The sequence below is a fragment of the Paenibacillus sp. VT-400 genome (assembly GCF_001029205.1).
Lineage (GTDB): Bacteria > Bacillota > Bacilli > Paenibacillales > Paenibacillaceae > Paenibacillus > Paenibacillus amylolyticus.
Genome location: NZ_LELF01000067.1, coordinates 2,432,380 through 2,446,864 on the forward strand (window position 1 = coordinate 2,432,380; position 14,485 = coordinate 2,446,864).

Annotated in this window: 10 protein-coding genes; 8 read left to right on the plus strand and 2 right to left on the minus strand. The window is 44.2% G+C overall.

The features are described 5' to 3' along the window. Positions 1 to 12 precede the first annotated feature (12 nt). From EL84_RS21450 to EL84_RS21470, 4 genes are all read left to right on the plus strand, one after another. The gene (locus EL84_RS21450) at positions 13 to 1,359 is read left to right on the plus strand and encodes an LLM class flavin-dependent oxidoreductase (RefSeq protein ID WP_047843032.1); all 1,347 of its coding nucleotides are present in this window, start codon (positions 13 to 15) and stop codon (positions 1,357 to 1,359) included. A 200-nt stretch (positions 1,360 to 1,559) separates the two neighbouring features. Then, a complete protein-coding gene (locus tag EL84_RS21455) occupies positions 1,560 to 3,005 on the plus strand; it encodes a spore germination protein (RefSeq protein WP_047843033.1) in 1,446 nt (481 codons plus the stop codon). A 4-nt stretch (positions 3,006 to 3,009) separates the two neighbouring features. Continuing rightward, complete coding sequence (locus tag EL84_RS21460; protein WP_047843034.1) at positions 3,010 to 4,212, plus strand: Ger(x)C family spore germination protein; 1,203 nt, start codon at positions 3,010 to 3,012, stop codon at positions 4,210 to 4,212. Positions 4,213 to 4,466: 254 nt separating this feature from the next. After that, the gene (locus tag EL84_RS21470; RefSeq protein ID WP_047843036.1) at positions 4,467 to 5,564 is read left to right on the plus strand and encodes a GerAB/ArcD/ProY family transporter; all 1,098 of its coding nucleotides are present in this window, start codon (positions 4,467 to 4,469) and stop codon (positions 5,562 to 5,564) included. A gap of 112 nt (positions 5,565 to 5,676) precedes the next feature. Here EL84_RS21470 and EL84_RS21475 read toward each other — a convergent pair whose 3' ends face one another. After that, positions 5,677 to 7,026 (minus strand): response regulator, encoded by a 1,350-nt coding sequence (locus tag EL84_RS21475; protein ID WP_047843037.1) that lies wholly within the window; start codon positions 7,024 to 7,026, stop codon positions 5,677 to 5,679. Next, the gene (locus EL84_RS21480; RefSeq protein ID WP_047843038.1) at positions 7,026 to 8,735 is read right to left on the minus strand and encodes a sensor histidine kinase; all 1,710 of its coding nucleotides are present in this window, start codon (positions 8,733 to 8,735) and stop codon (positions 7,026 to 7,028) included. The genes EL84_RS21475 and EL84_RS21480 overlap by 1 nt, the downstream gene beginning before the upstream one ends. Before the next feature lie 317 nt (positions 8,736 to 9,052). Here EL84_RS21480 and EL84_RS21485 point away from each other — a divergent pair, with 317 nt between their 5' ends. The 4 genes from EL84_RS21485 to EL84_RS21500 all read left to right on the plus strand — a co-directional run bounded on the left by EL84_RS21485 (position 9,053) and on the right by EL84_RS21500 (position 14,456). Beyond that, the gene (locus tag EL84_RS21485) at positions 9,053 to 9,937 is read left to right on the plus strand and encodes an ABC transporter permease (RefSeq protein WP_047844322.1); all 885 of its coding nucleotides are present in this window, start codon (positions 9,053 to 9,055) and stop codon (positions 9,935 to 9,937) included. An 18-nt stretch (positions 9,938 to 9,955) separates the two neighbouring features. Beyond that, positions 9,956 to 10,825 carry a carbohydrate ABC transporter permease gene (locus EL84_RS21490; RefSeq protein ID WP_047843039.1) on the plus strand — a complete coding sequence of 290 codons (870 nt, stop codon included), beginning with the start codon at positions 9,956 to 9,958 and terminating at the stop codon, positions 10,823 to 10,825. Positions 10,826 to 10,984: 159 nt separating this feature from the next. Next, on the plus strand, positions 10,985 to 12,670 hold the full coding sequence (locus tag EL84_RS21495) for a hypothetical protein (RefSeq protein WP_047843040.1): 1,686 nt from the start codon (positions 10,985 to 10,987) through the stop codon (positions 12,668 to 12,670). Positions 12,671 to 12,740: 70 nt separating this feature from the next. Further along, positions 12,741 to 14,456, plus strand: coding sequence for a discoidin domain-containing protein (locus tag EL84_RS21500; protein ID WP_053061557.1), 1,716 nt, complete (start codon positions 12,741 to 12,743; stop codon positions 14,454 to 14,456). Positions 14,457 to 14,485 lie beyond the last annotated feature (29 nt).

A 14,485-nucleotide genomic window follows, 5' to 3' on the forward strand; every position in this document is an offset into this window, starting at 1 on the left:
GGAGGAACAGATATGACGAAAAAACGACAGGGCCAGCTTCATCTTGGTGCATTTATATATTTTACTGGACATCATCATGCCGGATGGCGTCATCCGGAATCAGGGGTAGAGAAGATGTTCGATATCGAATGGTATAAGTGGATTGCCCAGACAGCTGAGAAAGGTAAGTTTGATATGATTTTTTTTGCGGACTTGCTGCACTTGATCTACCCAAGCCGGGCTGCTGCAGGCATGCTGGACCCGGTGTCTCTACTCTCCGCACTTTCCATGGTAACCGATAAAATCGGGTTGACAGCAACCCTGTCGACGACCTATAACGAGCCGTTCAATGCCGCGCGCCGTTTATCTACTCTCGACCATATAAGCGGGGGAAGGACCGGCTGGAATATCGTCACGTCCCAAGTTGACACAGAAGCTCGGAATTTCGGACGAGATAAGCATCCTGAACACGGAACACGTTACGAGATGGCGCAGGAATTTGTTGACGTCGTTACGGCATTATGGGATAGCTGGCCACAGGATTCACTCGTAATGAATCGGGCATCAGGTACGTTCGTCGATGAATCCAAGCTGCGTGTCGCAGATTATAAAGGGAAATGGTACTCGACGCAAGGGCTTTTGAACGTGCCAAGTCCACCGCAAGGTTACCCCGTCCTTATTCAGGCCGGTTCCTCGGATCCAGGTCAGGATTTCGCTGCAAAAGTTGGAGAGGTGATCTTCACGGCACAGACGTCACTAGCTGCTGCGCAAGATTTCTATCGCACAGTGAACGAGAAGCTTCTGGCTGTTGGACGTGAGCGTGGCAGCTTGCTCATTATGCCGGGGTTGTCGCCGATCCTCGGTTCAACTGTAGAGGAGGCCCGACACAAGGAACGGGAGTTGCTAGATCTCATCGATCCCCAAGAAGCGGTAATGATGCTGTCTGGCATACTTCAAACAGACCTCAGCGGATATCCTGCCGACGGTCCACTACCGGACATTTCAGATCTGGTCGAAGCAAGCAACGGAATGAAAAGTCGCGTCCAACTCATTATGGACCTTGCACGTGAAGAGCAATTATCCATTGCCGAACTCGGACGGAGGCTTCTCGGTGCCCGTGGTCATATGCAATTCGTAGGAACGCCGGAGCAGCTTGCCGACCTCATGGAAGAGTGGTTCAATGGATACGGCTGCGATGGCTTCAATATCATGCCGCCGGTTCTGCCAGGTGATCTCGATGACTTTGTTGAGCACGTCGTTCCTGAGCTTCAGCGTCGCGGCTTGTTCCGTGAAGAGTATGAGGGGATGACGCTGCGAGAGCATCTGGGACTTTCAGATCCTACTGTTTTAGTAAGCCATAAACAGCAAGTCCACGGTTAATCCATCAAGAAGAACCGATTATATAGTCGCTTATTTGCTTTTGCCATCTGTGGCAATCAAATAATGTTTAGTAAGAGAAGTCGCAAAATTTGCGACTTCTTTTTCGGGTTTAATTCAGTCAGAGAAGGACATTGCACTTACAACTCAATGATTATATTTCGAATTAGTACCAATAATACATAATCAAGGGGGATTGTGAAATGAAGTTGCAACCCAATTTTTCCAAACAAATCGTTCGCAATATCGATCTTATCTGTGACTTCATGGGAAACAGTTCTGATTTTGTTGTTCGTGAGATCACTATTGGAAGGAATCACGCCGCTCTGTTTTATTTGGATGGCATGGTTGACATGCAGAAGGTACAAGACAATGTGATTCGTCCATTGCATGAATTCGCCTATTCTGATAGCGATGAGATGTCTTTACCATTTTTGAAAAATAGCATTCTGGATGTCGGCGAAGCAAGTTTGGTTCAGAGCTTTGAAGATGCGTTGGATCAAATCCTTTCAGGCGGAGTTCTATTGTTACTGGACGGGATCGATGAAGGATTAGTTATTTCTTTGCCAGGATGGGAAGAACGCAGCATTACAGAATCGAAGGCACAGCCTGTTATCAGAGGTCCGCAAGAATCGTTTACGGAAACGTTACGCACAAATACAACAATGGTTCGCCGCAGGGTTAAAGATACAAGAGTGCGACTAACCAACGTCAAAGTTGGTGAAAAAACCAAGACGGACATATCGGTCATGTATATGGATGGGGTCGCTGATCAGGATATGGTTCTGAACTTGATATCCAGATTAAAAAGCATGAGCGTCGATCGTGTGCTTGAAGGCGAATATCTCGAAGAATCCCTCACCGAGAAGAAACAGTTTACTATATTTCCGATTTTCTATAATTCGGATCGTCCAGATTCTATTGCAGCAGGAGTCATGGAGGGCAAAATTGCGATATTTGTAGATGGAACTCCCTTCGTTATCCTTGCCCCTGCGGTGTTTGTTGATTTCATTCAATCTGCCGAGGATTATTATCAATCTTATATTTACAGCAGTATTATTCGAATATTAAGATACATTTCCCTGGGAATATGTATGTTGGCTCCAGCCATATATGTTGCGTTAACAACGTTCCATCAGGATATGATTCCAACGGTACTGTTATTAAGTTTATCCGCGCAGCGTGAAGGAGTACCTTTTCCGGCATTTGTAGAGGCAATAATCATGGAAGTGATTTTTGAAATTCTGAGAGAGGCAGGCCTGCGAATGCCAAGAACAGTCGGGCAGGCAGTTTCCATTGTCGGTTCCATCGTTATTGGCCAAGCTGCCGTAGAAGCAAACATTGTTTCACCTGTTATGGTCATTGTCGTTGCCATTACAGCTATTTCAAGCTTTGTTATACCCTCTTACACCATGGCCATTCCAATCCGGATATTGCGATTTGTGTTTATCGGGTTAGCCGCGATCTATGGAGTATATGGTTTGACTGTTGGCATGCTCATACTCTTTGTACATCTGAATAGCCTTCATTCATTTGGTGTGCCGTATATGAGTCCTTTGGCGAATTACAATTCGTCAAAGCAAAGTGATGCCGTATTACGTTTTCCATTCAGGAATAAAACAAAGCAACACAAAAAACAAAAGGAGTAGGCCCATGATCTTGTACCGATCCAGAATTTTAAAACCTCTTATTTACATATTGCTGATGGTCGTTGTTACGGGTTGTTGGAACAGTAAGGAGCTGAACGAAATTTCCGTCGTGATAGCTTTGGGTATTGATACAGTGGATGATCAATATGAGATCAGTCTGCAAGTTGTTGACCCTTCTCAAATGTCTCGTAATCGGGCTATGGAACGGTCGCCAACAATCGTTTTTTCCAGCCGTGCTGACACGCTATTTGAAGCCCTTCGCAAACTCACAACCGAATCATCTCGGAAAATGTACATGTCACACTTGAAGTTTGTAATCTTTGACGAGAACACAGCAAGAAAAGGCATTAAGAAGCCATTGGATTTTCTGTTCCGGGATCATGAAGTTCGGCCTGATTTCCATTTGGCCATTGTCAGGGGAAGTTCAGCGAAGGATGCCGTTTCTTTTGTAGCTCCAACCGAGGTTTTACCTGCAATGGATATGTATAAAGCTTTGAAAGTATCTGAGAAAACATGGGCACCCACCTCCGCGGTCGATGTCAAAGATCTTCTTCAGCGTTTAACGAAAGAGGGCATCGAGCCTGTTCTTACAGGCATTCGATTGAACAATCTGAATAAAGGTCTTACCATCGATAACGTGAAAAAATCACCTCAACATGTGAATTATTTATTTACCGGAATTGGCGTTTTTCAGGGTGACCGTTTGACTGGCTGGATAGAAGAATCCAAGAGTAAGGCTTTTACCTACATATCCAATCGAGTTTCCAGTACAGTTGCTTCCGTTGGCTGTCCGAATTCCAAAGGAAAGTTTGCTTTTGAAGTCATTCATAACAACGTAAAAATCATTCCAAAAATAAAAAACAATGAGCCACACATTACTCTTGTAGTGGATACAGAAGCCAACATCGGAGAGGTTACGTGTAATGCTGACCTGAAGGATGAAAAGACGTTTAATGAGTTTCAAGTGGCAGGCAGAGAAGAACAGGAAAAAATCTTAAAGGAAGGCATTCAAAATGCACAGCATATCGGTTCCGATATATTCGGGTTCGGGGAGGCTTTTCATCGAAAGTACCCATCTGAGTGGCATAAATGGAAAGAGGACTGGACCAGAAAATTTCAACATCTCCAGGTCGATGTTAATCTTCGTTATCGTTTGAACCGTGTCGGAAAAATTACCAATTCCGTCGATTCCTATCAGAACAATTAGGAGTGGATGCATATGTTATATGTAATACTTGTAGGATCTTTTGTCGCAATGGTTATTGAATTTCGAGCATTGAAGGAGAAGCACTACATACGTGAAATCGTATGTGGCATGGTACTCTTTGCTGTTGGAGTTATATTAAACTTTCTGAGGATAGCGCATATTGAACTGCCGAGTCCACTGGTAGGAATCCGGATTCTATTCCAACCATTAAGCGAGTTCATTACAACAATATTATCATAGAAGGGGACTTTGGAGTGAATACCAAGCTGACTGTTCGCCAGGCCATTACATGGTTTGCTCTGTATCAAATAGGAAGTGCATACTTAGTGCTGCCAGCGGCTATTACCTCTGTTGCTAAACAGGATGCTTGGCTTTCCATTCCCATTTCCTTGGCCTTTCATCTGATGTTGATACCGTTGTATACCTCTATCGCCAGGCACATGAAAGGGAGAACTTTTGTGGAGTATCTACGTTGCCTCTTCGGCCCTCTGGGCGGTACTATTGCCATAGTTTTCATTTTTTCCTTTCCCTTTCTTGAGTGTATCATGACACTTCGAAATCTAGGCGACTTTGTGACGACATCTATAATGCCCGAAACACCTTATGACGCCATATATTTCATTATGCTCATAGCCGTATATCTCGCTGTCCGCTCGGGTCCAGTCGTTATTGGCCGCTGTGCAGAAGTTTTGTTCTTTTTCTTTCTAGTCCTGTATCTATTGGTCAGAATCACTCTTCTTCCTGAGGCTGAGCTAAACAATCTTCTTCCTATTTTGGAAAACGGTTTGAAACCTGTCGTTCTTGCATCCATCAATTTATTTGCTTTTCCTTATGCAGAAGCGATCCTCTATCTTTTTTTTACTCATCACTTCTCGGATTTAAAACAATGGAGAAAGTCGGTCATTGTGAGTGCCCTGATTAGCGGCAGTATGTACTTTTTCATGATGCTGCAAATCATCACAGTCATCAGCGCTGGTGTAATAGCGGATTTGACGTTTCCTACATTTTTTATTGACCGAACCATTAATATTGGCGAGTTTCTTCAGCGATTCGAAATCATCCTGGCAATCGTCTGGTTCGTTACTATTTTTTTCCGCCTTGCGCTACTTCTGTATATTTCCGCACAAGGGCTCGCGGATGCTTTTCGTCTTCGTAACGCTAACTCTCTGTTGATTCCCCTGATCCTGATCATATTAGCCATGACCAATTTCATATGGCCAAACATTTCATTCATAATCGAGTTAAATCAAGTATGGCCTTATTATGCCATGATTTTCGGCATTATGTTTCCTGCTGTGCTTTGGTTGATTGGCAAGATTAAAGGATCGTTAGAATCGATCAAGGAGTACTAATTCTTGTCCTCTGCTGAAGACAAGAATTAGTTTCGCCCTGGTGAATGACCACATCTGCTTTTGAAGAACAGAGCAGACAGTATAGCTAAATCATATCAGCATCTATAGAGTTTCATTGATGGATCATATTTCTCCGGTACTGGTAGGGCGTAACTCCGTATTCGACTTTGAACAACTGGATAAAATATTGATTTTTTCGGTAACCAACCATCTGGGCTATATCGGCTACACGGAGTTCCGAATCTTGAAGCAGTTGAGAGGCCTTCTCTAACCGCTTCCTGGAAATGTAGTTTGACACATTTTCGCCCGTCTCTTGTTTAAACAGTTTGGAAAAGTAGACGGGATGGAGATGTGCAACTTTCCCCAGTTCATCCAGGCTAAGGCCATGTGACAGATGGTCTTCGATATACGTTTGTACTTTGTCAACGATAGTTTGAATCGACATCTGTTTGTTGTTTCTGATCCGACTGACCCGATCCATGAGAGTTGAGGATAGTTCATCAGGATACCGTAACTGGTTAAATATCCACTCCACGGTTTCAGAGGGATCGCGATCCTTATCCGTCATATATACATATAGAATGGTCTCCATGAGAAAGATTGTTTTTTGCTTATGGAGATGGATTTGATCATATTTTTTAATGATATTTCCCGCCGACTCCCAATCACCGCATGACGGAGAATGGTTGAATATGCCATTGAAGTCTTCTGAGTATACGTCCTCATTAAGAAAGAACCTGTAGAACATCTGCCGGGTCACGTTTCGATCAGTCAATGAAAAGGGAGGAGACGCGAACGATTGCTCCAGTTGGATGGTCAGTTCTGCAGCAACTTCTTCCGGAACCAGACCGAACAGTCGCGTTCCCGCAGCCCACACGAGACGATCCAATTTGTCTCCGACAGCATGTTTTATAGCATCCTCATGTTCCTGTGTGAAACCCTCCAGCTTGAAGCAGCACATACGACGATGCCCTAAAAATTCAGTATACGCATCATATTCCTTCCTTAATGTCTCATTGTGACCAAGCAGCGAAAGCAGATACTCCAATCCATCGAATTTCTCCCATGCAACAGATTGAGCGGGCCGAGTCTTTGTAATATTGTTGATGGCTTTGGACATGGCTTTCTCCACATCATCTTTGTCGACAGGTTTGAGCAAGTAGTCGAGCGCACCTAAACGAATTCCTTGTTGCGCGTATTCGAACTCAGAGTAGCCGGAAAGGATGATCACTTTGGTTGGCAAGTTATGTTGGTGGATATGTTGAAGCAGATCAATACCAGACACCTCAGGCATTCGGATGTCAGTGATCAGAATATCGATGTGGTTTTGAGTCAACATGTCTCGGGCTTCAATCGAATTGGTCATCGTCTCGATCTGATCAATGCCAAAGGTGTTCCAATCGAGCAAGTGCTTCATATATTCAACGACATAATGCCCATCATCCACAATTAATAATCGCATTAGTTATCTCCTTTCACCACGGGAATTCTGATGAGCAGCAGGACGGACAAGCCGCCCCAATTATTAGTAGTAAAATGTAACCCGCTACGTTCGCCGTACGTATTTTTCAGACGTTGATTTACATTCCAGAGTCCTACGCCTTTAATTCCTTCAGGCGGGGTATCACTCTCAAGCCGAGCCTCCAGACTACGGATATCATCCAGCGAAAGACCTTTACCGTCATCAGATACCTTGATCGTTATCGCAGCTTCCGTCTGTTTGACATCGATCGTCACCCGATGGGCTCCTTGTTGTCCTTCAATTCCATGTTGAATTGCATTTTCAACCACTGGCTGGATGATCAGCGGCATGAGGGGCAGGGAGGACAGTTCTGGCGGCAGATCAATGCTGTACTCCATTTTTTTGCTAAGAGCCATAATGATCAAGAAATGTTCCGCAAACTGAAGCTCGCTTTCCAGCGTGACTTCATGCCGGTCCAACTTCGTTAAATAACGATAATATTCTGCTAGATGTTTGCTCATGCGCCTGACAGAATCCGGTGAAAATTGAGCCACCGACATGATGAAAAACAAACTGTTGTACAAAAAATGAGGATTGATCTGAGCCTGGAGTTGTTGAAGTTCCGCACTTCGTCTTAGTTCCGTTTCAGTCTTCAAGGATACGAACAGATCCTGGATCTCGGTAACCATATGATTAAAACTTCTGAACAGGCTGTAAAACTCTCTATCCGTATTTTCGGTAATACGAGTATTATGATTGCCTTGTTCGACCTGTGAAAACTTCCGCTCCAACAAACGAATATTACGGTAGTAGTTCCGATAAAACGTAAAGATCACAACCAGACCAAGCGTGAAAACGGCTAAAATACTGGCAAAAAAAACTTTACGGTTGCGGTCAATCGGTTGCAGATAATCATTTGTCTGTGTATATGTAATCAGGTAGGCGTCGATTGATTCAATATATCGGGAAAGGACATAATAGTCGTCCGACTTGGTGTGATAATCATATTTTAAAGTGATCTCCGGCTGTGGAGAAATCATTTCAGTAACCGCTTTCAATAGATCGCTGTCGACTTCTTTCTCACTCCATAACTGATGGGAATTAAACCAAAAAAAAGCGTTTGAGCTGTCGTTGTTCACAGCCTTTTTCAGCAAATTTTTCAGATAATCGGTATTCAGCTTTACACCAACGACGTACTGAGTCGGTTCATTTTGTCCGGATTTTTGGATGTAAGGGTAGAGGGCAAAATAATACAAGCTATTGCCGACGATTTGCCATCCCCGTTGATGAACATCCTTGAACGGAAGTCTCGCCTCCGGCGTACTGTTGGTGGACAGAAACGTTTCTTCAGACTTCCAGTAAATGCCGATCGATTCAATCGATCGACTGGAGAGGAGTGTTTGCCGCAAGCGATCAACGATATCGTTTTTCTTCATTTGGGAATCATAATTGCTCAGCTCCATAACATGCCTCTGATAAAATCGGACATCACTGTCTGCCGCATACTGAACCCCGTACATGTTAGCTTCGTATATAATCCCGTCCAGATTGCCTTTCACATAATCAAGCTGGTTTTTGGAAGCGCCAATCAGATTTTCTTCAAGTGTCTTGGAGCTCAACCGATTCATCACGAAAAACAAACTTAACGTCAGCAGCAGAAAAAAAACAAAGAAATAGATGAATCGCTTCATATACATTTTTTTGATCATATATGTTTCCTTTCATATCGTTAAACGCAGAAGTTTAAAATCCATATCGAATTAACTTTAATATAAGCCAAACTTTTGAAAAGCGGAAGGGTAGCAACGGCGATAAATGAAAGCGGTTTTAAAGTGCTTCAGGGTGGGGTGATGATCTTGAAATTTTGGCATTTTGGAGTGAAAGCGCTTTTGTTAAGCTTAACTGCAAGGATCGCTTTCGAAGAACCATCATAGAGGAGGTATGCAACATTAAAGAGATTGTGCCCGCCAGATCCGCGAAAAAAACAAAAACAAAGCTTTCCCAGCGGACTTCATTCAAAAAGGAAATTAAGAAAAGCTGGCCTTTGTACGTACTGTGTATTCCCGCATTTGTGTTTGTCTGCATCTTTTCTTATGGCCCGATGGTAGGTTTGCTCATGGCATTTCAGGACTACAAACCATGGCTGGGCATCACAGGTTCACGGTGGATCGGGTTAGATAATTTCGAACGAATTTTCCAGTACAAAGAAGCCACACAAGCGATCGTTAATACGTTAATTATCGCCGTTTCTAAAATTATCGTTGGTATTATCGTTCCAATCGTCATGGCTATCCTGTTGAGCGAGATTCGAAATATGGGCATTAAGAAAAGTGTACAGACACTGGTGTATCTGCCGCATTTCTTGTCCTGGGTTACTGTGGCAGGGTTGATGATTGACATTCTCGGATTAGACGGGGGAATCAACCACATCTTAACAAAGGTTTTCGGCAACGATCCCATTTACTTCTTGGGTGATCCTGATCTGTTTCGATTCACGGTTGTGGTCAGCGATGTGTGGAAGAGCTTTGGCTTCGGCATGATTGTTTATCTGGCGACCATCGCGGGAATTAATCCTTCCTATTACGAAGCGGCCGAGATCGATGGTGCCACACGCCGGCAGCAAATTCGATACGTCACTTTGCCTAGCATGTTGCCCATGATCATCGTCATTTCTACATTGAGTCTGGGAAATATTCTGGACGCGGGTTTTGATCAGGTCTTCAATCTGTACAATCCGCTTGTCTACACTACGGGAGATATTATTGACACCTATGTTTACCGTTCATCCTTGTTAAACGGGCAATATGGATTCGGGACAGCAGTAGGATTGTTCAAATCGGGGATTAGCTTGATCTTGATCGTTGTCTCTTACAGGCTGGCCTATAAATACGCCAATTACAAAATATTCTAACAAGGAGGGAGAGGGATCATGTACCATAAGACGACAGGTTATAGAGTATTCTCCTATTTTAATTACGCGTTCATGATACTGGCGGGGCTGGCGTGTTTCCTACCACTGCTTCATCTGTTGGCACAATCGCTCAGCAGCAAAGCGGCCATTAGCGGTAATATGGTTTCATTTTGGCCGGTGGGGTTCAACGTGGACGCCTATATCAAAACGTTCAACAATTCTAATTTCAACGGTGCCATGCTAACATCCATCACTCGAACCGTATTGGGTACAACCATCAGCATGTTTATCCTTACCTGTGCAGGATATGCCTTGTCCAAGGAATTCCGGGGACGCAACGTGCTCATGTGGTTTTTTATCTTTACCATGCTCTTCTCGGGGGGATTGATACCTTCTTACATATTGATCACAGCCCTTGGTTTAAAGGATACCATCTGGGCTCTTGTGTTACCGGGAGCTTTTGGTGCTTATAATTTGATTCTTCTCGTCAATTTTTTCAAAACGATTCCCAAAGCCTTGGAAGAAGCAGCTTTCATTGACGGAGCGTCTTTTTTCGTAATTCTCAGCAAAATATATTTACCATTATCTCTGCCAGGCATAGCGACCGTATCCTTGTTCATTATGGTGGGGCACTGGAACTCCTGGTTTGACGGGATATTGTACATGTCGGATGCAAGTAAGTATCCGCTGGCTTCGTTCTTACAGACCGTTGTCGTGCAGAGCAATATGCAAAATATGGCGATGAGCCAGTCCGAGGTTGCCGCAATGTCCGAACAGAGCATCAAGGCAGCCCAAATTTTCGTAAGCACGCTTCCGATCATTTTGGTCTATCCTTTTTTACAACGATATTTCGTGAAGGGAATTGTACTAGGCGCTGTCAAAGAATAATTAGGATGACGAAAAATTGGATCGCAACATAAGTTCAACTAAAATTTACACGATAACAGCGATCGGAAGGTGTTCTGTCATCGGAGTGCCAGTGTAATATGCAATTAGTTGAACTTATATAGAAAACAAATTGAGTATGAGTGAAGGGGGCATGTTTCCATGAAGAAAAGAACTGATTTATGGAAAATGGTAAGTATGGTTATGCTGTCGGCTGTTCTTATGGCTGGCTGTAGCAAAGGGGAGATTGCTTCCGAGACCGCACCGGCATCGGTGCTTAAGGACGGAAAATATGATCCACCGTTTACGATCACCATCGCCAAACAACAGGATGAGAATGCTGGAAAGTACATCAACGGTGAGACGTTGAATGACAATGTATTGACCCGCTGGGGCGAACAAAACCTGGGTATCAAAATCCAGACCACCCTGCTGGGAGGTGATGCTTCACAATATAATACCAAGCTGCGGCTGGCGTTGACGGGTTCCGAGAAACTACCAGACGTTCTGCCTGTCTATGATACCATGCTGGTCAATGATCTGATCGAGTCGGGGCAGGTCAAGGAGATTACAGAAGACATCTCAACCTACATGCCTGACCGGATAAAAGAAATATACAAACAATACCCAACCACCTTCAATCCAGTGGTTAGGGAGGGTAAGGTCTACGGAATGGCGATTGCACCGAATTTGACGGAAGGCGAAGTCATGTTGATCCGCCAGGACTGGTTAGACAGGTTAAATTTGAAAGCGCCAACAACGATTGATGAGTTTGAACAAGTCATCGCGGCGTTCACTAATGAGGACCCAGATGGGAACGGCAAGAAAGACACATACGGCTTTACTTTTTCAGGTAAAGATTCCTACAACACGGGCTGGGTCAGCGATCCAGTCATGATATTCAGCGCATACACGGGCAAACATCTTCCAAGGCAATGGCATAACGACAATGGCAAACTCACCTATGGATCTGTGGCTCCTGGCAACAAAGAGGCACTTGCCAAGTTACGCGATTGGTATGCAAAAGGGTACTTGAACAAAGAACTGGCCACCCAAGGGGCCTGGGATGCACTGTCTGATTTTACGGAGGGGAAAGCTGGTATCATCATTGGTCGTCCTTGGCTGTACGACAGTGTGAAGGACGTAGAGAAAAATGTGGAGGGTGCAAAAATTAGTGCTTATCCGACCATTCAAGGTGTGAACGGCGATAAGACCTATCAGTCAGCACAGTTGAACGATGGTGTGTTCATGTTTAACAAGGATTTTCAGAACATGGAAGCCTTCTTCCTGTACTACGATAAAATGTACGACGCAGCGTTCAGCACGGGAGAGTTCAAATACGGCTACGCTCAAGGATACGATTACGATATCGTTAACGATGAAGTCACTTTTGATCCAACGAAATTTAATACGCCATTAGAGGCTGTGCAAGGCGTTGGGAAAATGGCATTCACCAAAAATACACCGAGTGTTGATGGCCCCGGCCAATCCTACTACGATCTGGCGAATAGGGTTAAAGCCGACACGGGTGTCCTCATTCAGAGCGCCTCGAAGGATCAAACGACGCAGGACGGATACCGGATTTCGTATGAAAATAGAGATGTTTTACTGCCAAATGAGTTTAACGGTCCGCCAACGCCAACGATGCAAAATGTGTGGGAACAGTTGACCACCATGGAACAGGAGACGTTCACCAAAATCATATATGGTAATGAGCCACTTGAAGCATTTGATACCTTTGTGAAACAGTGGCATGAAAAAGGCGGAGACACCGTGATCGAAGAAGTTAACGAATGGTACAACCAAGCTAGCGAGACGGATGTAATGACACTGATGAATTTGAAATAAGTCAAGTATCACCTGGATCAGCCTTCCGCCAACTGGAAGGTTGGTCTTCTAAAAAAGGAGATGATGAGACATGATCAAAGGTAAATCGTGGATGGCTATCGTCATTGCATTGATGTTGTTAACAGTTCATTTAACGTCCTCAGCTCAAACCGTTCACGCTGCTGGTGAAGAGACCCATATTGCTGCAACACTGTTTGTGCTGAAGAATGAATCCGAAGTATCCAATGCCAAAATCCATTGGGCACCTGTCCAGGGAGCGACTGCATACGAGTTGTATAGATCCGAGAACGATGCGCCTTATTCGTTATTACAGGCCTTAACCGGTACAACGACGGATGATTATGAACTCAACATAGGGAACACATACAAGTATCAAGTGAAGGCATATGGCGGAACTTCCTTGTTAACCTCCGCTGTCTCGCCAGAATATACCCCTTACAGCCTTCCAGAGAACCTCACAACTTTTAATAACACAACGCAATCAACGCTTATGCTCCCGAATGAACTTAAAGTTGGAGACACCTACTACAGATTCAATTTCGTGCAAAAGTCATCAGGCGGTTTTGGCGAAATGATTCAACAGACGTCAACGGATGACATCAATTATGGTAACGATAAAGTGGTCCTGTCCTACACGGATCATCCCGATCTGGCGAACTCTAAATTTGAGGGGATCAATATCCTCTACCATGCGCCCACGAACAAATTTGTTTTTTGGGCTCACTATGAGAACAGTACAGACTACACACTTGCCAGAGTATCGGTGGCTTCGGCCACGCCTGGAGAAGACTTTACATTTCACAAAAGCTTTCGACCGGAAGGGAACCAATCCCGGGATATCTCCATTTTCAAAGATGATGATGATTCGGCGTATCTGATCTCTACGGCCAATAATAATTCGGACACCATCTTATATAAGTTAACCTCCGATTGGTTGGATGTGGATCATCAAGTTTCTGTTATTTATCAAAATCAACACAGGGAACTGCCTAAAATGATCAAAAAAGATGGCATTTATTATTTGTTCTCTTCCCAAGCGGCAGGTTGGTACCCGAGTATACCCTTGTATTCATCAGCAACAAGCATTGACGGAGATTGGTCTGAATTACGGACGATTGGCAACACGTCAACCTTCTCGGCGCAGTCGGGTTCCGTCATGCGGGTGAAGCCAGATACGGGTAACAACGTGGTTATGGTTGCGTATCGCTGGATGTTCGGCTGGGCAGGTACGCAAAATGGAACAACAGAGGAACGACTGCTTCCCGTTTGGTTCTCTGATGGTTACGCATTTTATGATTATTTTGATCAAGTCCTTTATAACACAAGCGATGATGTTGTCGTTCCCGTTCAGAATGGAAAACTGCTGTCACAAGGTAAACCGGCAACAGCCCAAACGGTTACTGGAACAAATCCGGCAAGTTATGCTAATGATGGCAACTATCAAACCGAATGGGTAGGCACAGGCAGTTCCTGGCCACATTGGTGGAAGGTCGACCTCGGCTCTGTTCAGCAATTGAATAATGTGCAAATCTCCTGGTGGATGCAAAAAGGCTCCGAAGGTTTTTACAAATACAAAATCGAGACCAGTACGGATAATGTAAACTGGACCGTGGTATTGGATCGAACCAATAATACATCTTACGGTTTCACCTCAGATACGCTATCGAGCACTGCTGCCAGGTATGTACGAATTAATATGCAAAATGCGGCACTTCATAACAATCCCAACAATTGGTACACGCCAAGACTTTGGGAAGTGAAGGTATTTGGATCGGACACCAATTAACGATGTTCCTAAAAGAAGAGAGGTAACAG

Coding starts and splice junctions, on each gene's coding strand:
- EL84_RS21450 (WP_047843032.1), top strand. CDS start 13: ATGACGAAAAAACGACAGGGCCAGCTTCATCTTGGTGCATTTATATAT.
- EL84_RS21455 (WP_047843033.1), top strand. CDS start 1,560: ATGAAGTTGCAACCCAATTTTTCCAAACAAATCGTTCGCAATATCGAT.
- EL84_RS21460 (WP_047843034.1), top strand. CDS start 3,010: ATGATCTTGTACCGATCCAGAATTTTAAAACCTCTTATTTACATATTG.
- EL84_RS21475 (WP_047843037.1), bottom strand. CDS start 7,026: ATGCGATTATTAATTGTGGATGATGGGCATTATGTCGTTGAATATATG.
- EL84_RS21480 (WP_047843038.1), bottom strand. CDS start 8,735: ATGATCAAAAAAATGTATATGAAGCGATTCATCTATTTCTTTGTTTTT.
- EL84_RS21490 (WP_047843039.1), top strand. CDS start 9,956: ATGTACCATAAGACGACAGGTTATAGAGTATTCTCCTATTTTAATTAC.
- EL84_RS21495 (WP_047843040.1), top strand. CDS start 10,985: ATGAAGAAAAGAACTGATTTATGGAAAATGGTAAGTATGGTTATGCTG.
- EL84_RS21500 (WP_053061557.1), top strand. CDS start 12,741: ATGATCAAAGGTAAATCGTGGATGGCTATCGTCATTGCATTGATGTTG.